General features: G+C 63.7%; 22 protein-coding genes. 5 read left to right on the forward strand and 17 right to left on the reverse strand.

The features are described 5' to 3' along the window. Positions 1 to 24: 24 nt before the first annotated feature. Both ACHWUQ_RS00290 and ACHWUQ_RS00295 read left to right on the forward strand, forming a co-directional pair. The gene (locus tag ACHWUQ_RS00290; RefSeq protein WP_394680019.1) at positions 25 to 918 is read left to right on the forward strand and encodes a glycosyltransferase family 39 protein; all 894 of its coding nucleotides are present in this window, start codon (positions 25 to 27) and stop codon (positions 916 to 918) included. Continuing rightward, on the forward strand, positions 882 to 1,448 hold the full coding sequence (locus tag ACHWUQ_RS00295) for a hypothetical protein (protein WP_394680020.1): 567 nt from the start codon (positions 882 to 884) through the stop codon (positions 1,446 to 1,448). Before ACHWUQ_RS00290 ends, ACHWUQ_RS00295 begins: the two co-directional genes overlap by 37 nt. Positions 1,449 to 1,497: 49 nt before the next feature. Here ACHWUQ_RS00295 and hisD read toward each other — a convergent pair whose 3' ends face one another. From hisD to ACHWUQ_RS00365, 14 genes are all read right to left on the reverse strand, one after another. Continuing rightward, positions 1,498 to 2,817 carry a histidinol dehydrogenase gene (gene hisD, locus ACHWUQ_RS00300; protein ID WP_394680021.1) on the reverse strand — a complete coding sequence of 440 codons (1,320 nt, stop codon included), beginning with the start codon at positions 2,815 to 2,817 and terminating at the stop codon, positions 1,498 to 1,500. Positions 2,818 to 2,885: 68 nt separating this feature from the next. Beyond that, a complete protein-coding gene (gene hisG / locus ACHWUQ_RS00305; protein ID WP_239812625.1) occupies positions 2,886 to 3,530 on the reverse strand; it encodes an ATP phosphoribosyltransferase in 645 nt (214 codons plus the stop codon). Positions 3,531 to 3,621: 91 nt separating this feature from the next. Continuing rightward, a complete protein-coding gene (locus tag ACHWUQ_RS00310; RefSeq protein ID WP_369460425.1) occupies positions 3,622 to 3,864 on the reverse strand; it encodes a BolA family protein in 243 nt (80 codons plus the stop codon). A 101-nt stretch (positions 3,865 to 3,965) separates the two neighbouring features. Continuing rightward, positions 3,966 to 4,721, reverse strand: coding sequence for an ABC transporter permease (locus ACHWUQ_RS00315; protein WP_239810764.1), 756 nt, complete (start codon positions 4,719 to 4,721; stop codon positions 3,966 to 3,968). Further along, complete coding sequence (locus ACHWUQ_RS00320) at positions 4,718 to 5,668, reverse strand: ABC transporter ATP-binding protein (RefSeq protein ID WP_021026080.1); 951 nt, start codon at positions 5,666 to 5,668, stop codon at positions 4,718 to 4,720. Before ACHWUQ_RS00320 ends, ACHWUQ_RS00315 begins: the two co-directional genes overlap by 4 nt. Positions 5,669 to 5,723: 55 nt before the next feature. Next, a complete protein-coding gene (locus ACHWUQ_RS00325; protein WP_394680022.1) occupies positions 5,724 to 6,005 on the reverse strand; it encodes a lipid asymmetry maintenance protein MlaB in 282 nt (93 codons plus the stop codon). Between the two features lie 3 nt (positions 6,006 to 6,008). Then, the gene (locus ACHWUQ_RS00330; protein ID WP_239810761.1) at positions 6,009 to 6,659 is read right to left on the reverse strand and encodes a phospholipid-binding protein MlaC; all 651 of its coding nucleotides are present in this window, start codon (positions 6,657 to 6,659) and stop codon (positions 6,009 to 6,011) included. 115 nt (positions 6,660 to 6,774) lie between these two features. After that, a complete protein-coding gene (locus tag ACHWUQ_RS00335) occupies positions 6,775 to 7,554 on the reverse strand; it encodes a VacJ family lipoprotein (protein ID WP_239812624.1) in 780 nt (259 codons plus the stop codon). Between the two features lie 24 nt (positions 7,555 to 7,578). Further along, positions 7,579 to 8,058, reverse strand: a complete 480-nt coding sequence (mlaD, locus tag ACHWUQ_RS00340; protein ID WP_239810760.1) for an outer membrane lipid asymmetry maintenance protein MlaD — start codon at positions 8,056 to 8,058, stop codon at positions 7,579 to 7,581. Between the two features lie 38 nt (positions 8,059 to 8,096). Further along, positions 8,097 to 8,879 (reverse strand): lipid asymmetry maintenance ABC transporter permease subunit MlaE, encoded by a 783-nt coding sequence (gene mlaE, locus ACHWUQ_RS00345; protein ID WP_239810759.1) that lies wholly within the window; start codon positions 8,877 to 8,879, stop codon positions 8,097 to 8,099. Beyond that, entirely contained in the window at positions 8,879 to 9,706 is an 828-nt protein-coding gene (locus ACHWUQ_RS00350) for an ABC transporter ATP-binding protein (RefSeq protein ID WP_312416553.1), read from the reverse strand. The genes mlaE and ACHWUQ_RS00350 overlap by 1 nt, the downstream gene beginning before the upstream one ends. A 271-nt stretch (positions 9,707 to 9,977) precedes the next feature. Further along, complete coding sequence (locus ACHWUQ_RS00355) at positions 9,978 to 10,766, reverse strand: amino acid ABC transporter ATP-binding protein (protein ID WP_305852709.1); 789 nt, start codon at positions 10,764 to 10,766, stop codon at positions 9,978 to 9,980. Between the two features lie 54 nt (positions 10,767 to 10,820). Beyond that, positions 10,821 to 11,474 (reverse strand): amino acid ABC transporter permease, encoded by a 654-nt coding sequence (locus ACHWUQ_RS00360; RefSeq protein ID WP_239810757.1) that lies wholly within the window; start codon positions 11,472 to 11,474, stop codon positions 10,821 to 10,823. A gap of 209 nt (positions 11,475 to 11,683) precedes the next feature. Further along, positions 11,684 to 12,496, reverse strand: a complete 813-nt coding sequence (locus tag ACHWUQ_RS00365; RefSeq protein ID WP_312833740.1) for an amino acid ABC transporter substrate-binding protein — start codon at positions 12,494 to 12,496, stop codon at positions 11,684 to 11,686. Between the two features lie 257 nt (positions 12,497 to 12,753). Between ACHWUQ_RS00365 and ACHWUQ_RS00370 the strand changes: the two genes are divergently transcribed. From ACHWUQ_RS00370 to ACHWUQ_RS00380, 3 genes are read left to right on the forward strand one after another with little or no spacing between them, the layout of a single operon-like run. Beyond that, a complete protein-coding gene (locus ACHWUQ_RS00370; protein WP_239810755.1) occupies positions 12,754 to 13,191 on the forward strand; it encodes a DUF3293 domain-containing protein in 438 nt (145 codons plus the stop codon). 30 nt (positions 13,192 to 13,221) lie between these two features. Next, positions 13,222 to 13,521 (forward strand): putative quinol monooxygenase, encoded by a 300-nt coding sequence (locus tag ACHWUQ_RS00375; RefSeq protein ID WP_239810754.1) that lies wholly within the window; start codon positions 13,222 to 13,224, stop codon positions 13,519 to 13,521. Between the two features lie 59 nt (positions 13,522 to 13,580). After that, positions 13,581 to 14,213, forward strand: a complete 633-nt coding sequence (locus tag ACHWUQ_RS00380; protein ID WP_373449771.1) for a LysE family translocator — start codon at positions 13,581 to 13,583, stop codon at positions 14,211 to 14,213. Positions 14,214 to 14,275: 62 nt separating this feature from the next. On the opposite strand, the gene fghA is transcribed toward ACHWUQ_RS00380, so the two are convergent. The 3 genes from fghA to ACHWUQ_RS00395 form a co-directional block, all read right to left on the reverse strand. Further along, positions 14,276 to 15,142 (reverse strand): S-formylglutathione hydrolase, encoded by an 867-nt coding sequence (gene fghA / locus ACHWUQ_RS00385; protein WP_394680023.1) that lies wholly within the window; start codon positions 15,140 to 15,142, stop codon positions 14,276 to 14,278. Continuing rightward, positions 15,135 to 16,436: a DEAD/DEAH box helicase gene (locus ACHWUQ_RS00390; RefSeq protein ID WP_394680024.1), complete on the reverse strand. Its 1,302-nt coding sequence runs from the start codon at positions 16,434 to 16,436 to the stop codon at positions 15,135 to 15,137. Before ACHWUQ_RS00390 ends, fghA begins: the two co-directional genes overlap by 8 nt. A gap of 135 nt (positions 16,437 to 16,571) precedes the next feature. After that, positions 16,572 to 17,687, reverse strand: a complete 1,116-nt coding sequence (locus tag ACHWUQ_RS00395) for an S-(hydroxymethyl)glutathione dehydrogenase/class III alcohol dehydrogenase (protein WP_394680025.1) — start codon at positions 17,685 to 17,687, stop codon at positions 16,572 to 16,574. Between the last annotated feature and the right edge of the window lie 15 nt (positions 17,688 to 17,702).

Raw genomic sequence — 17,702 nt, forward strand, 5'->3', positions numbered from 1 at the left:
TGAAGCCTTCTCTCGCTCCACTGCATGTCTCCTGCCGTTTCACCCCCATCCCAGCCGCACGACCACCAGAAAACGCTGCGTCTCGTGCTGGCCTGTGCCTGCCTGTATGCCTTGGCCTGGACCCTCTTTCCACCGCTGCTGGCCCCCAGCTTTCCGCTCGATGTGGTCGAGAGCCTGGGCTGGGGCCGTGAATGGCAATGGGGCTACTACAAGCACCCGCCGCTGCCGCCCATTGCGCTGCATGTGTCCTTTCTGGCACTGGGCCGCTGGGGCCCGTTTGCACTGAGCCAGCTCTGCGTGGCGCTGACCTTGTGGCTGGTCTGGCTCACGGCCTGCCGCCTCGTGGGGCGCGAGCGCGCCTTTATTGGCACGGTGCTGACGATGGGCGTGGCCTTCTACACCCGGCCCGCGCTGGAGTTCAACCACAACATTGCGCAAATGCCCTTTTGGGCGGGCATCTGCTACTTCTACCTGGCCGCCTGGCAGGACGACAAGCGCTGGCAGTGGCTGATGCTGGGCCTGATGGCGGGACTGGGGCTGCTGAGCAAGTATTCCATCGGCCTGCTGCTGCTCTGCCTGGGGCTGTTTACCGTGCTGAGCCCCGCACGCAGCCTGATGCGCCGCCCAGGCCCCTGGCTGGCGCTGGCCGTGATGGGGCTGGTATTTGCACCGCATCTGCTTTGGCTGCACAACAACGACTGGCTGCCCTTCTCCTATGCCAAGGACCGCTCCTCCAACCACTATGGCGAATCCGCCCGCGCAGGCGCGCTGGGCTTTTTGCTGACCCAGTTGCTCAACCACCTGCCGCTGCTGCTGGTGTTGCTGTTTGGCTTTTTGCGGCTGCGCTGGGCTTGCGTTTGCGTGATATGTGGGGCGTGCCGATGTGGCCTTTCAGCGGCGTGCTGGCTGCAGCGCTGATTCCCAGCGCCTGGCTGGCGCCCATGCGCCCTTATCTGCTGCGCGGCATCATCGTGTGGCTCACGGTGATTTCCGTGCTCTGTGGGTTGTACCTGTGGAAGATTTCGGACTTCCGCAGGAGCCCCGTGCGCAGCGACTGGCCCTCGGCTGCGCTGGCGCAACAGGCCGAAGCCACCTGGAACGCGCTGTCCAGCTGCCCGCTCGATACCGTGGCCAGCGATGCCTGGACGGGCGGCCTGGTCGCCATCGGCGCCAAGAGCCAACCGTCGGTGCTGATACCCGGTGATCCGCGCCATTCGCCCTGGGCCACGGCCGAGCGCCTGCAGCAGCATGGCGCGCTGCGGATCTGGCAATTGGAAGAGGATGCGGATCGGGATGCGCCTACCGGGCCGTATCCAGTGCTGGACGGTCTGCAAGGCATGCGCGTGCATGAGGGTGCGTGGAGCATTCCCTGGCCCCGGGGCCAAAGCCGTACCCAGCTGGTGGTGCAGTGGCGCGCCTACGTACCTGCCGCCTGCGAGCGCCGCTGATCAGCCCGTGCCCCGGCCATTGTGAGCCAGGGCAGCAGGCGTGCAGTACTCAGCGCTTGATGCGCATCTCGGCTGCGCGCGCGTGGCCTTGCAGGCCTTCGCCGTAGGCCAGTACCGCGGCGGTCCTGCCCAGCACCTGGGCACCGGCCTCGCTCACCTCGATCAGGCTGGAGCGCTTCTGGAAGTCGTAGACACCCAGTGGCGACGAGAAACGGGCGGTGCCGCTGGTGGGCAGCACATGGTTGGGGCCGGCGCAGTAGTCGCCCAGGCTTTCGCTGGTGTAGGCGCCCAGGAAGATCGCGCCCGCATGCTTGAGCAGCGGCTCCCAGCGGTGCGGATCGCGGCTGGAGACCTCCAGATGCTCGGGCGCAATGCGGTTGCTCAGCACGCAGGCCTCTTCCATGTCACGCGTGAGGATCAGCGCACCCCGGTCCGACAGGCTCTTGGCGATGATGGCCTTGCGCGGCATCTCGGGCAGCAGACGGTCGATCTCGCGCTGCACGGCATCCAGGTAGGCGGCATCCGGGCACAGCAGAATCGACTGCGCCAGCTCGTCGTGCTCGGCCTGCGAGAACAGGTCCATCGCGACCCAGTCCGGCGGCGTCGTGCCGTCGGCCAGCACCAGGATTTCGCTGGGGCCGGCAATCATGTCGATGCCGACCAGGCCGAACACCCGCTTTTTGGCGCTGGCCACATAGGCATTGCCCGGGCCGGTGATCTTGTCGACCTTGGGGATGGTCGCAGTGCCGTAGGCCAGCGCGGCCACGGCCTGCGCACCGCCAATGGTGAAGGCGCGGTGGACGCCAGCCACATAGGCAGCGGCCAGCACCAGCGGGTTCTTCACGCCCTGGGGCGTGGGCACCACCATGATGATGTCCTCCACACCGGCCACATGGGCGGGGATGGCGTTCATCAGCACGCTGCTGGGGTAGGCGGCCTTGCCACCGGGCACATAGATGCCCACGCGGTCCAGCGGCGTGACCTTCTGGCCCAGCAAGGTGCCGTCTTCGTCGCGGTAGCTCCAGCTCTCGCCATTGGCCTTTTTCTGGGCCTCGTGGTAGCTGCGCACGCGGCGCGCGGCGGATTCGAGCGCCTCGCGCTGGTCGGCGGGCAAGCCGTCAAATGCAGCCCGCAGCTCTTGCTTGCTCAGCTCCAGCGCCTGCATGCTGTCCGCTTGCAGGCCATCAAAGCGCGCGGTGTAGTCCAGCACGGCGGCATCGCCGCGTTTTTGTACATCGGCCAGGATGTCGGCCACCCGCTGCTCAATGGCAGCATCCGTGTCTGCCGACCAATGCAGGCGCTGCGCAAAGTCATGCGCAAACTGGGCATCGGTGGTTGACAGACGGGCGGGAGCGGCGACGAATTCCATAGTGATTACCTTCTGACTCAGACACTTTTCAAACAGGCAGGTGCCCGCCTGGGGATGGTGGGCGTGGCTCAGCTGTTCTGGCCCACACCGGCTGCAAACACATCGATGATATGACGCAGGCGCTTTTGCTTGAGCTTGAGCGCCGCCTGGTTCACCACGAGGTGCGAGCTGATGTCGATAATGTGCTCGACTTCCTGCAGGTGGTTGGCGCGCAGCGTATTGCCGGTGCTCACCAGGTCAACGATGGCATCGGCCAGGCCGGTCAGCGGCGCCAGTTCCATGCTGCCGTAGAGCTTGATCAGGTCCACATGCACGCCCTTGCGCGCAAAGAACTCACGGGCAATCTGCGGGTACTTGGTGGCCACGCGCAGGCGCGCGCCGCGCTTGACGGCCTGGGCATAGTCAAAATCATTGCGCACCGCCACGCTCACGCGGCACTTGGCAATCTGCAGGTCCAGCGGCTGGAACAAGCCGTCACCGCCATGCTCCAGCAAGGTGTCCTTGCCGGTCACGCCCAGGTCGGCACCGCCGTATTGCACATAGGTGGGCACATCGGAGGCGCGCACCAGCACCACCTGCACATCGGGCTGGGTGGTGGCAAAAATCAGCTTGCGCGATTTTTCGGGGTCTTCCAGCACCTCGATGCCTGCGGCTGCCAGCAGTGGCAGGGTTTCGTCAAAAATGCGGCCTTTGGAGAGGGCCAAGGTGATCATGGTGGTGTTGTCCATGGGGCACTTTCGCCAGCGGCAGCCTGTGCATCCGCGCCGGATGGGGCTGGGCCAGCCTGGGTTGAAACAAGAAAAATCAGGCCTGCTGGGCAGCCCACTCGGCAGGGGTGTAGGTCTTCATCGACAGCGCATGCACTTCATCGGTATGCATCTTCTGGCCCAGCGTGGCATAGACCAGCTGGTGGCGCTGGATCAGGCGCTTGCCCTCGAAGGCAGGCGACACGATCGTCGCAAACCAGTGGCGGCCATCGCCTTCGAGCGCGATATGCTCGCAGGCCAGGCCGGCGGTGATGATGTCTTTGAGGTCCTCAGCAGTCATTGCATGCTCTCACTTGTTCGGTTCTAAATGCCTGCCAGCCGCGCCGTGGGGCGGGACGCTGGCCAGGCGGCTGCAGCCACGCGGGCTGCAGCAGGTAGTCATCAGTTGCGGATCTTGTAGCCGGTGCGCAGCAGCTGCACGGCCAGCGCACTCACCAGCAGCCAGGCGACGGCCACAATACCCAGACTCAGCCAGGGGGAGGTATCGCTCTGGCCAAAAAAGCCGTAGCGGAAGCCGTCGATCATGTAGAAGAACGGGTTCAGGTGGCTGACCTTTTGCCAGAACGGGGGCAGCGACTGGATCGAATAGAACACGCCCGACAGAAAGGTCATCGGCACGATCACGAAATTCTGGAATGCCGCCATCTGGTCAAACTTGTCCGCCCACAGGCCGGCGAGCAGGCCCAGGGTTCCCATCAGCCCGGCACCCAGCACCGCAAACATCAGCACCCAGGGCAGCGACGCAAAATGCGGCGGCGCAAAGAACAAGGTGATCACATAGACGCCCAGGCCCACGGCCAGACCGCGCACGATGGAGGCACCGACAAACGCGAAGAACCAGCCCCAGTGCGACAGCGGCGTCAGCAGCACAAACACCAGGCTGCCCATGATCTTGCTTTGCACCAGGCTCGACGAGCTGTTGGCAAAGGCGTTCTGCAGCAGGCTCATCATCACCAGGCCCGGCACCAGGAAGGCGGTGTAGCTGACATCGCCGAACACCGTCACCCGGCCTTGCAGCACATGGCCAAAAATCAGCAGATAGAGCACGGCGGTCAGCACCGGCGCGGCTACGGTCTGGAAGCTCACCTTCCAAAAACGCAGCACTTCTTTGTAAAACAGGGTTTGCCAGCCGCTCATCGTGCCACTCCCGCACCCAGCTGCGTCGTGGCATGGTCCACCACGGCATCGCGCGCCATCACTTGCAAGAACACATCCTCCAGATCCGCGCGGCGGATCTCCAGGTCTTCCACCACCACGCCGGCAGTGCGCAGCTGCGCAAGGATGCGCTCCACGTCCGCGGCGCTGCTGGCGGGCAGCTGCACAATGCGGCCGGTGATGCGCGCCTGGGCCGCCAGGTCCGCCGGCAGCAGGCCATCGGTCTTGAACTGCAGCACGTTCGAGGAGCTGCCCTGCAGCAGCTCGGCCATCGTCGACAGTGCCACCACATGGCCCGAGCGCAGCATCGCAATGCGGTTGCACAGCGCCTCGGCCTCTTCCAGGTAGTGGGTGGTGAGCAGCACCGTGTGGCCCTGCTTGTTGAGCTTGCTGACGAACTGCCACAAGGTCTGGCGCAGTTCCACATCGACGCCGGCCGTGGGCTCATCGAGCACGATGATCGGCGGCTTGTGCACCAGCGCCTGGGCCACCAGCACGCGGCGCTTCATGCCACCCGAGAGCTGGCGCATATTGGCGGTGGCCTTGTCGGCCAGCCCCAGGCTTTCGAGCAGCTCGTCGATCCAGGCATCGTTGTTCTTCACACCGAAATAGCCCGATTGGATGCGCAGCGACTCGCGCACATTGAAAAAGGGATCGAAGACCAGTTCCTGCGGCACGATACCGAGCTTGCGCCGCGCGTTGGCATAGTCCTCGCGCACGTCGCTGCCCAGCACCTTGACCGAGCCACTGCTGGCGCGGGCCAGGCCGGCCAGAATACTGATCATGGTGGTCTTGCCCGCGCCGTTGGGGCCAAGCAGGCCAAAGAACTCCCCTTCCTCGATATCGAGGCTGACGTTGTTCAATGCCTGGAAGGGCCCCTTGGCGGTCTGGTAGACCTTGGAGACGGATTGGAATGCGATGGCGGACATGAGTCGGCCATTGTAGGCGCAGCGGCCAGATGGCGCTGTCCTGGGGATTCAGTGATCAGCCGGCGGTTTGCAGCAGGCCATCGACGCCATAGAGGCGCGCGAGCGACAGTACCGGCGCGGACAGACCGCGCATCTGCAAGGGCCGGCCCGCCGCCATTGCCGCGCGGCGGCAGCCCAGCAGCACGGCCAGCGCCGATGAGTCGAACACCGCCAACCCACTGGCGTCGATCTGCACCGCAGCGCCTGCGGGCAGCTGTGCCAGGCCTGCCTGCAACTGCTGCAGGCAGGCCTGGGCCTGGTCATGGGTCAGGGTCGACGGGAGGCTGAGCACGGCCATCGCTTACTTTTTGCCCGCATTGGCCTTGTTGCGGGCGGCGATGGAGTCGATCAAGGTCTGAGGACTGCCTCCGGGCTTGTTGAGCTCTTCCTGGAACTGGTTGCGGTAGGTTTCCACCATCCAGATACCCATCACGTTCAGGTTGTAGATCTTCCAGCCCATGCCCTGGCCAGGCGTTTTCTGCAGGCGGTAGTCCAGCTGGATCGGGTCGCCACGGCCCAGGATCTCCGAGCGCACCACCACCTCCTTGTCACCGGCTTGCATGCGCACGGGCTTGACGCTGATGGTCTGGTCGCTCACCTGGTGCAGCGCACCGGCATAGGTGTTGACCATCAGCTTCTTGAATTCATCCTGCAGTTGCTGCTGCTGCGCCGCCGTCGCGGTACGCCACTTGGGGCCCACGGCCGACGCCATCATGCGGCGAAAGTCCACATTCGGCATCACGACGCTGTCGACATACGAGGTGATCTTCGAGACATCGCCACTGCGGATCGCCTGGTCGGTCTTCAAGGTGTTGAGCACCTCGTCCGAGAGCTGCTTGATCATTGCGTCCGGTGCCATGTCTGCGGCGCTTGCCACCAAAGGGGCCGAAGCCATGCCAGCCACCAGCGCCCAGGCAGCGCAATACTGCCCCCATGCTCGACGATTCATCATAATGTGTCCTTTTCTACCCGCGTCTGCACTGCAGACCTGAGCGTTTTTAGATACTGAGGACGGCACGCAGTTGCATGCACCGTCCTGTTTGTTGTAAGGCTTTATAACGTTTCGCTTACTTCCCGTTGCCTTGAGCAGCAGGTTCAGCAGCCGATTCGTTCATCCACTGGGTTTCGTCCTCCTCGTCACCCGAACGGGTCGCGTTTTCACGCAACTGCAGATAGGCATCACGGGTAAAGCTGTACTTGTCCAGCGCAGCGGACTGCACCAGCGAGGTCGTGCCCAGCAGATTGGCGCGGGTATTGACGATGCGCAGGCCGGTCAGCGAGTTGCGCACCGGCACATCGTTGATCGAGCTGACCACGTTGCCCTGCCAGTCCACCACCATGCCCGCAGAATCGCGGATGGTCGAGGGGCCGAGCAATGGCCAGACGATATAAGCGCCTGCAGGCATGCCATAGCGGGCCATCGTCAGGCCAAAGTCCTGCTTGTGGCGTTCGATGTCCATCTCGCTGGCGATATCGATCAGACCGCCCAGACCGAACACGGTGTTGGTCGTAAAGCGCACCACGCTGTTGTAGGTACCTTCACCCTTGAGCTGCAATGCATTGTTCACCGCCGACCACAGATCACCCAGGTTGGCGAAGAAGTTCGTCACGGCGGTACGCACGACGGTCGGCGTCACATCGCGGTAGCCGGTGGCCACGGGCTCGAGCACTGCGCTGTCGACCGCATCGTTGAAGCTGAACATCGCGCGGTTGTAGGGCTCCAGCGGGTCGCGCGGGTTGGCGCCGGGCCCGCTGGCACAGCCGCTCAGCACCGCCGCCAGACCCAGGGAGGAGGCCAGCAGCCAGCTGCGGGCACGTGCATGGGGTTGCTTGGTTGGATAACGCATCATCGTTCTCTTTTTTTGCTTGTGTTATTCGGTAGGTTTGGGAGCGGAACTCTCCGATGCCTTGCCATAGAGGAACTGGCCGATCAGATTTTCCAGCACGATAGCCGATTGTGTATTGGTGACGGTATCACCACTGACCAAGGGCTTTTCGTCGAAGCCGGCCTCCACCCCCACATACTGGTCGCCCAGCAGTCCACTGGTCAGGATCTTGAAGGAGCTGTCCTTGGGGAAGGCATAGCCATTGGTCAGCTCGATATGGACATCGGCCTGGAAGGTCTGGTCGTTGAAGCCAATGCTCTTGACGCGTCCCACCTTGACCCCGGCGCTGCGCACTGCGGCCTGGGGTTTGAGGCCGCCAATATTGTCAAAGCGGGCGGTCACCTCATAGCCCTTGTTGAAATCCAAGGTCAGCAGGTTGCCTGCGCGCAGCGCCAGGAACACCAGCGCGGCAGCGCCCAGCATGACAAACAGGCCAACCCAGATATCGGTTTTGGAGGGCTGCATATGCGAATCCGTTTCTCTTTTCTATCGATAGGTAGGCGTCAGATGCTGAACATCATCGCGGTGAGCATGAAATCCAGCGCCAGCACCGACAACGAGGCCATCACCACGGTGCGCGTGGTGGCACGCGAGACACCTTCAGGGGTGGGCTTGGCGACAAAGCCCTGGAGCAAGGCGACAAAGGTCACCGTGATGCCGAACACCACGCTCTTGATCACGCCATTGCCCAGATCCTTGAATACATCGACGCCGCTTTGCATCTGGCCCCAGAAGGCGCCACCATCAATGCCGAGCAGCAGCACGCCGACGATCCAGCCCCCCATGATGCCGATGGCGCTGAACACCGCAGCCAGCAATGGCATCGCAATCAGGCCCGCCCAAAAGCGGGGTGCCAGAATGCGTTCGACCGGATCGACGGCCATCATCTCCATCGCAGACAGCTGCTCGCCCGCCTTCATCAGGCCGATCTCGGCCGTCAATGCGGTGCCGGCACGCCCGGCAAACAGCAGCGCCGTCACCACCGGGCCCAGCTCGCGCAGCAGGGTCAGGGCCACCATCATGCCCACCGCCTCGGCTGAGCCGTAGCGCTGCAGGATGTAGTAGCCCTGCAGACCCAGCACAAAGCCGACAAACAAGCCCGACACGCCAATGATGGCCAGCGAGTAGTTGCCCAGAAAATGGATCTGGTCGCGCAGCAGACCGGGGCGCTTGAGCACATAGCCCAGCCCGGCCAGCAGGCGCAGCAGCAAGCGTGTGGCCTGGCCCACTGCGGCCGCCTTGGAACGCAGCGCAAAACCAATATCAGCAGGGTGCCACCAACGCATCAGCGGCCTCCTTTCAGTGCATCCACGCCAAAATCCGCATCCAGACTGGGGCCCTGCACATGGAAAGGCACGGGGCCCTGCGGCAGTGCGTGGACAAACTGATGCACCAGCGGATCGCTGCTGGCACGCACCTCATCGGGCGTACCCTGCGCCGCCACCACGCCGGGGCCGAGAATAATGACCTGGTCGGCCAGCTTGAACGTCTCTTCCAGATCGTGCGAGACGATGATGCTGGTGAGGCCCAATGCATCGTTGAGTTCGCGGATCAGCTGGGCCGATGTACCTAGCGAAATCGGGTCCAGACCGGCGAAAGGCTCGTCGTACATGATGAATTCGGGGTCCAGCGCCATCGCGCGGGCCAGTGCCACGCGCCGCGCCATGCCGCCGGAAATCTGCGAAGGCATCAGATCACGTGCACCGCGCAGGCCCACGGCCTGCAGCTTCATCAGCACGATGTCGCGCACCAGGCCTTCGGACAGATCGGTGTGCTCGCGCAGCGGAAAGGCCACGTTCTCGAACACCGTCATATCGGTGAACAGCGCGCCAAACTGGAACAGCATGCCCATGCGGCGCCGCGCGGCGTACAGCTGCGCCTGGCTCATCGCGCCCACATCCTGGCCATCGAGCAGCACCTGACCGGCCTGCGCACGGGCCTGGCCGCCGATCAGCCGCAGCACCGTGGTCTTGCCACCGCCGGACGCCCCCATCAGCGCCGTCACCTTGCCACGCGGGATGGTCAGCGACACATCGCGCAGGATGGTGCGGTCACCATAGCCAAAGGTGACATTGCGCAGTTCGACAAGAGGTGGTGAAGCAGAAGATTGCATAGAAAAGCCGGCAACATCCGGCATCGTCATCATAAGAGGGGGCAGGGCTCTTTTCTGTAGTCAGTTGCCGCAGCGCAGGAGAGCGGCTTACGGCTTGTAACAAACATTCATGAATGTATTTAAATCGCCTGATCGTAACCCGGACTGCCTAAGCCCCGCAAGGCCGCAGGCTATTGTTGCGGCCTGTGCCATCAAGCCAGCCTTCAGCATCGCACAGAAGGCGTTGACGCGGCTTGCCTGCAGCGTCAACAACGGTGAGAAGCGCCCGTAATTAGAGCATATTGTCCAGAAAGGAACGAATGCGCGGATGGCTGCAGTCTTCGAAAAATGCCCGCGCCGGCTTGGCCTCGATCAGCGCGCCCTGGTCCATGAAAACAACAGTTTGGGCCACCTCACGGGCAAAGCCCATTTCGTGCGTGACGACCAGCATGGTCATGTGCTCCTCGGCCAGCTGGCGCATCGTGCGCAGCACTTCGCCCGTCAGCTCCGGATCGAGCGCCGAGGTGGGCTCGTCAAACAGCATGATGTCGGGCTCCATCGCCAGCGCCCGGGCAATGGCCACGCGCTGCTTTTGGCCGCCCGACAGGCGCGCCGGATACGCATCGGCCTTCTCCAGCAGGCCCACCTTGCGCAGCAGCTCCTGGGCCTTGGGCATGATCTGCTCGCGCGTCAGGCCCTTAACGACCATCGGTGCCTCGGTGATGTTGTCAATCACCGACAGATGCGGGAACAGGTTGAAGCCCTGGAACACCATGCCCATGCGGCGCAGAATCGCACGCATCTGGGCCTCCGGTGCGTACTGGGCATGGCCTTGCGCATCGGTGCTGACGAGGGTCTGGCCCTCGACCACCACCGCGCCCGAATCGATCACTTCAAGGTGGTTCAAGCAGCGCAAAAAGGTGCTCTTGCCCGAGCCCGATGGCCCGATCACCGCCATCACCTCACCCTTGTGGATATCCAGCGAGACACCCTTGAGCACCTCATTGCCATTGAAGGCCTTGCGGATGTCGCGCGCCTGCACCATTACCGGGGTGCCCATGTCATTGCCTGTCATTGCCATTCTCCTGCGCTGTTCGCTGCTACTGCTTCGTGCCGATTCATCGTTACGCACTGTTTAGGCGTCATACCTGGCATAGCGCTTTTCCAGGCGGTTGAAGCCCCAGGTCAACACCAGCGTCATCAGCAGGTAGAAGGCGGCCGCCACCACAAAGGGCGTGGTGGTGAAGTCGCGCTGCACAATGCCGCGCGCCGCGCGCAGCAGGTCATTGAGGGCGAGCACATAGATCAGCGACGTGTCCTTGACCAGCGTGATGGTCTCGTTGCTGACCGGCGGCAGGATGGTGCGCACCATCTGGGGCAGCACAATGCGGCGCATGGTCTGGCTGTAGGACAGGCCCAGCACCTTGGCGCCCTCGTACTGGCCCCGGTCCACGCTCTGGATACCGGCGCGGAAAATCTCCGCAAAATAGGCTGCGTAGTTGAGCGCGAATGCCACGACGGCCGACGGGAAGTCCGGCAGGCGCACGCCGATCACCGGCACAAAGGGCAGCGCGAAGTAGATGAACAGCAGCTGCAGCATCAGCGGTGTGCCGCGCATCAGCCAGATATAGGCCTCGACAAAGCGCGCCAGCGCCTTGAAGCGCGAGATGCGCGCCAACGCCAAGGCCAGACCCAGCGGCACCGACAGCGCCAGGGTGATGAAGAACAGCTTGAGAGTCACCAGGGCGCCGTTTGACAGCGGCCCCAGCATTGAAATTACATAATCCATCGATGGCCTTCAGGGTGGCACCGGCTCCGCGGGCCTGGTTGCCACAGGCACGAGTGCCTTGGAACGCGTTGGCGCTCCCGGTCTGGCACTCCTGTCATAAAAATCCGTTCTGGCCGCCGGGCAGCGCCCAGCGCTGCGGCGGCCATGGGCCATGCCCAAAAGCACAAGACCGGCACGCTGTGCCGGCCCGGTGCGAAGTCACCTGCAGATCAGTGCTTGATCACGTCGGCGCCAAACCACTTCTTGGCGATTTCTTCGGCCTTGCCGTCCTTCTTCATCTCGGCCAGCACGTCGTTGATCTTGTTGCGCGTGGCTTCGTCGTCCTTGCGGAAGCCCACACCATAGTCCTCGGTGCCAAAGTCGTCGGCCAGCACCACGTAGTTGTCAGGCTTCTTGGAGACCAGGTAGCGGCCGACCACTTCGTCCACCACCACGACATCCAGGCGGCCGGCTTCGACGTCCATCAGTGCAGCGATGTTGTCGCCAAACAGCTTGGTTTCCTTGAATTGGGAGGACAGTTCCTTGTCCTTTTCCATCGCGGTCACGGCGCTGGAGCCTTCCTGGGCGCCCACGATCTTGCCAGCCATGTCGGCCTTGGTCTTGATCGGCGAGCCCGCCTTCACGATGATGATCTGCTTGTTGACCATGTAGGGGTCGGTGAAGAGGATCTTTTCCTTGCGCTCTTCCAGAATGGTCAGGCCATTCCACAGGGCGTCGACGCGCTTGCCCAGCAGCTCGGCTTCCTTGGCGTTCCAGTCGATTGGCTTGAATTCCACTTCGATGCCAGCGCGCTTGGCCGCTTCGCGGGCCATGTCGATGTCAAAACCCACGATGTCGTTCTTCTCGTCACGGAAACCCATCGGCGGGAAGTTGTCGTCCAGACCGACCACCAGCTTGGTCACCGCTGCAGCAACAGGCGCAGGCGCGGGTGCTTCAGCCGCAGGCTTGGGCGCATCATTCTTGCCGCAAGCGGTGAGCAAGGCAGTCAGCGCCAGGGTGGCAACGAAAGAACGTTTTTTCATGTGTCTCAACCAAAGAGAAAGACAAAGTAAGAGCACTTGACTTGATTTTTACAAGCATCAGAGTGCGGGCGAATCGCGTATTGTCTCCGATCACACGAATTTCGTGTCGCTTATGGGGAAAACTCCGCCGGCCTAGTCGGACGTCAGCAAGCCGCTACGATGGCTGCCCTGGTCGCCATACAGAGACCAGGGCATCTACATTTCACGGTCTTCTATACCGCGAGTGAATGATTTACAACACTGGCGTCCCCTCATTTATGACCACCCTCTCGCCCGAACTGCGCAAGGCCTTTGAAGAAACCCGGTACCACGTGCTGATCCAGGCTCCGTTCCTGCTGCAGGTGGGCCAGGCCCAGGCGGCGCTCGGCGCACTGTACCGGCAGCACCAGACCGATTGCAGCTGCTTCATCACCGCCTTCAACCCCATGGGTGAGCTGCTGGACAAGGACGAAAATATCGAACGCCATGCCCAGTTGGGCCGCGCGCTGGGCGCCGCCGGCTTGGCCGCGCTGCCTGCGGTCGCCCAGCACCCCGCCAATGGCTGGCCGGCTGAACCGGGCTTTCTGGTCATCGGTCTGGGCCGCGACGATGCCCAGCGCTGGGCGGCGCAGTGGGAGCAGCTGGCGGTGGTGTGGACCAGCGCCGACATGGTGCCCCAGCTGCTGGAAACCAAGGTGCCTGGCTGGATGCGCTGACCCTAAAATGGCCCGCTGATAGGAGAAGCCATGCTGTTGATCGTTGGTACCGTTCGCCTGCCCGCCGCCAACCTGGAACGCGCGCTGCCCGCCATGCGGGCGATGGTGGAAGCCTCACGCGCCGAGGCAGGCTGCCTGGAATATGGCTATGCCCAGGATGTACTGGAGCCCGGGCTGATCCACGTCAAAGAGCTGTGGAGCGACCAGGCTGCGCTGGATGCGCATTTTGCGTCCAGCCATATCCAGGCCTGGCGCGCTGCATGGCCTGCGCTGGAGATAGGCGACCGCGCTCTGCGCGTCTATGATGTGGGAGCGCCACGCAGCACCTGATGGTCAGCGGGCGCCGCCCTCTCCCACCACCCTCTTGCACTGCGATTTGCGCCCGCCCCATGCCTGAACTCCACAACTGGCTCGCCTTTGGCCTCATTTCCCTGGGCATGGTCCTGACGCCCGGGCCCAATATGGTCTATCTGATCTCCCGCTCGATATGCCAGGGGCGCAGCGCAGGGTTGATCTCGCTGGGCGGTGTGGCATTGGGCTTTGTCTTCTATATGCTGTGCGCGGCGCTGGGCATCACCGCGCTGGTGATGGCCATTCCCTACGCCTACGATGCACTGCGCATTGGCGGCGCGTTGTACCTGCTGTACCTGGCCTGGCAGGCGGTCAAGCCCGGCGGGCGCGCGCCCTTCGAGCTGCGCCAGTTGCCGCAGGACAGCCCGCGCAAGCTGTTTGCGATGGGTTTTCTGACCAACCTGCTCAACCCCAAGATCGCGGTGATGTACCTGTCGCTGCTGCCGCAGTTCATCGACCCGGCGCAAGGCAGCGTTTTTTCCCAGTCGATGGTGCTGGGTTTCACGCAGATCGTGGTCAGCGTCAGCGTGAATGCCGCCATCGCGATGCTGGCCGGCTCGATCGCCGGGTTTCTGGCCAGCCGCCCCCGCTGGGTGCAGGTGCAGCGCTGGTTGATGGGCACCGTGCTCGCAGGCCTGGCGCTGCGCATGCTGACCGAGGCGCGCAAATAAAACAGGCGCCACAGCCCGGGGTGGGCGGCAGCACCTGGCAGAACCCGCGTATCGGCTCCTGTCTACAGCTGGCTCACATGAAAGCGCAGGTGCTCGTCGATAAAGCTCTGGATGAAGTAATAGCCGTGGTCATAACCGCCATGGCGGCGCAGGGTCAGCGGCTGGCCGACCTGGGCGCAGGCAGCTTCAAAGGCGTCGGGCAGCAGCTGCTTTTCGAGCAGGAACTTGTCGGCCAAGCCCTGGTCGATGAGGATGCCGGCCGGGTAAGGCGGCTGCTTTTGCGCGGCCATCAAGGCGGTGGCATCGTGCTGCGCCCATTCGGCCTGGTTGTCGCCCAGGTAGCCGGCAAAGGCTTTCTGACCCCAGGGGCAGTTAATGGGATTGGCAATCGGCGCAAAGGCCGAGACCGACTTGAACACGCCGGGATGGCGCAGCGCCAGGGTCAGCGCGCCATGGCCGCCCATGCTGTGGCCAAAGATGCCCAGGCGCTGCAGGTCGATTGGCAGTTTGGCGCCCAGCAGTGGCAGCAGGTCGTCGACGATGTAGCTTTCCATGCGCCAGTGCAGTGCCCAGGGCTTGGCCGTGGCATCCAGGTAGAAACCGGCACCCACGCCAAAATCCCAGCTCTGCGCTTCGCCAGGCAGGCCCGCGCCGCGCGGGCTGGTGTCGCAGGTGACCAGGGCCACGTTCAGCGAAGCCGCCAGGCGCTGCGCGCCGGCCTTGGTCATGAAAGTCTCTTCGGTACAGGTCAGGCCCGCCAGGTACAGCAGCGCCGGCACTTTCTCGCCCTCCACCGCCTTGGGCGGCAGAAACACCGAGAACTTCATCGCCAGGCCGATCTGGCTGGAGAAATGCTCATAAAAACGCTGGGCGCCGCCAAAGCAGGCATGGGCTGCCTGCAGCTTGAGGCTGGCTTGGGCATCAGACATCGGAATTTCCTTCGGTAGGGGCTGGCAGGGATGCGGCCTGGGCGGCCGCTGCACGCAGCTTGTCTTTCTTGCTCATGCGCTTGCCCTTGATGCCGCCATTGCCGGCATCTTCAGAGGGCGCATGCGCGGGCACGGCTTCGGTGACCGGGTACTGGTCCAGGCTCTGCAGCGCCACATCGAGCCCATTGCGCTTGGCAATCAGCTTCCAGTGCGCCAGGCTGGCGGGGGTCACCAGGCTGATGGCCAGGCCCGAGATACCGGCCCGGCCGGTACGGCCGATGCGGTGGGTGTAATCAGTGGGCGAGCGCGGCAGGTCGTAGTTGATGACCAGGGGCAGTGCCTCGACATGGATGCCGCGCGCGGCCAGGTCGGTGGTCACCAGGACCTGCCACTGGCTGCTGCGGAACTCCTGCAGCACCTGCTGGCGTGCGCCCTGGCTCAGCTCGCCATGGAAGGCGGTGGCGCTGATGCCCTTGTCATAAAGCTTGTTGGCCACATGCTCGGCACTGTAGCGGCTGGCCACAAACACCAGCATGCGCTGGCCGGCGTACTGGGTCACCAGCTCACGCAGCCAGGCGGTGCGCTTGGCGGCATCGAGGTAGTAGGCCTCCTGCACGATGGTGGCATCCTGCAGATGGGTCGAGGCGATCTCCACCTTCTCATGCGTGGCACGCAGCAAGGTGGGCACCAGCGCTTGCACCGCCGGCGCAAAGGTGGCCGACAGCAGCAGGGTCTGGCGCTGCTCGCGCGGCGGCACCAGGGCCAGCACGCTTTGCAGTTCTTCGGCAAAGCCCAGGTCCATCAGCCGGTCGGCCTCGTCCAGCACCAGGGTGCTGATGGTGTCCAGCCGCAGCTTGCTGTGCGCCACCACATCGAGCAAGCGCCCGGGCGTGGCAATCACCAGATCCACACCGCCGCGCAAGGCCAGCAGCTGGGGGTTGATGGACACACCGCCGGTGAGCACGGCCACCTTGGGGCGGCGGCCCAGCGCCTCGCCGACAAAGTAGACCAGCTCGGCCACCTGGGTGGCCAACTCGCGGGTAGGCACCAGGATCAAGGCCTGCGTCTCATGGCGGCCCGCCTGGCCTGCTGCATCGCTGAGCATCCAGGCCTGCATCAGGGGCAGCACATAGGCCGCCGTCTTGCCCGAGCCGGTCGGCGCACAGCCCAGCAGGTCACGCCCGTCCAGAATGGCCGGAATGGCTTGGGTCTGGATGGCCGTGGGTGCAATCAGGCCATGGGCCTGGGCAGCGTGGGCCAGCGACGGAGCAAGGCCAAGAGAGGTAAAAGACATGGATTTCAATGGTGCGGGTGGGGCCGCAGGGACAACAAGCCTCGCATTGTCGCCCCTGGCACCGCTGCCAGCGCTGCGCAGGACTATTGCAGCGCATGCTGGCAGCCAGCACTGGCCAGGTTCGGCCAGCAGTGCTTAGCTGGCGAAATTGACCACCGAGCGGATCGACTTGCCTTCATGCATCAGGTCGAAAGCCTCGTTGATCTTGGCCAGGCCCATGGTGTGGGTGACAAAAGGCTCGAGCTGGATCTTGCCGGCCATCGCGTCTTCCACCATGCCGGGCAGCTCGCTGCGGCCCTTGACGCCGCCAAAGGCCGTGCCCAGCCATTTGCGGCCGGTAACGAGCTGGAAAGGACGGGTGGAAATCTCCTGGCCCGCACCCGCCACACCGATGATCACGCTCTGGCCCCAGCCACGGTGCGCGCACTCCAGCGCCGCACGCATCACCTGGGTGCTGCCGATACATTCAAAGCTGTGGTCCACGCCCCAGCCGGTCATCTCGACGATCACTTGCTGGATCGGCTTGTCGAAATCCTTGGGGTTGATGCAGTCGGTTGCGCCAAAGGTCTTGGCCAGCTCGAACTTGCCAGGATTGGTATCGACGGCGATGATGCGGCCGGCCTTGGCCAGCTGCGCGCCCTGGATCACCGCCAGGCCGATGCCGCCCAGGCCGAACACGGCCACGGTATCGCCCTCTTGCACCTTGGCGGTGTTCTTGACAGCGCCCAGGCCGGTGGTCACGCCGCAGCCCAGCAGGCAGACCTGCTCGGGGTTGGCATCGGGATTGACCTTGGCCAGCGACACTGCGGCCACCACGGTGTACTCGGAGAAGGTGGAGCAGCCCATGTAGTGGTAGATCGGCTCGCCGTTGTAGCTGAAGCGCGTGGTGCCATCGGGCATCACACCCTTGCCCTGGGTGGCGCGCACCGCCACGCAGAGGTTGGTCTTGCCGCTCTTGCAGAACAGGCATTCGCCGCACTCTGCCGTGTACAGCGGAATCACATGGTCGCCTGGCTTGACGCTGGTAACGCCCTCGCCCACTTCCACCACGATGCCGGCGCCCTCATGGCCCAGCACCGCCGGGAAGATGCCTTCGGGGTCATCACCGCTCAGGGTGAAGGCATCCGTGTGGCACACGCCCGTGTGGGTGATCTTGACCAGCACTTCGCCCTTCTGGGGTGGCGCAACGTCGATCTCGACAATCTGCAAAGGCTCTCCGGCTTTGAAGGCAACAGCGGCGCGGGATTTCATGGGTGGACTCCTTGG

The organism is uncultured Comamonas sp. (assembly GCF_964277875.1).
Lineage (GTDB): Bacteria > Pseudomonadota > Gammaproteobacteria > Burkholderiales > Burkholderiaceae_C > Comamonas > Comamonas sediminis.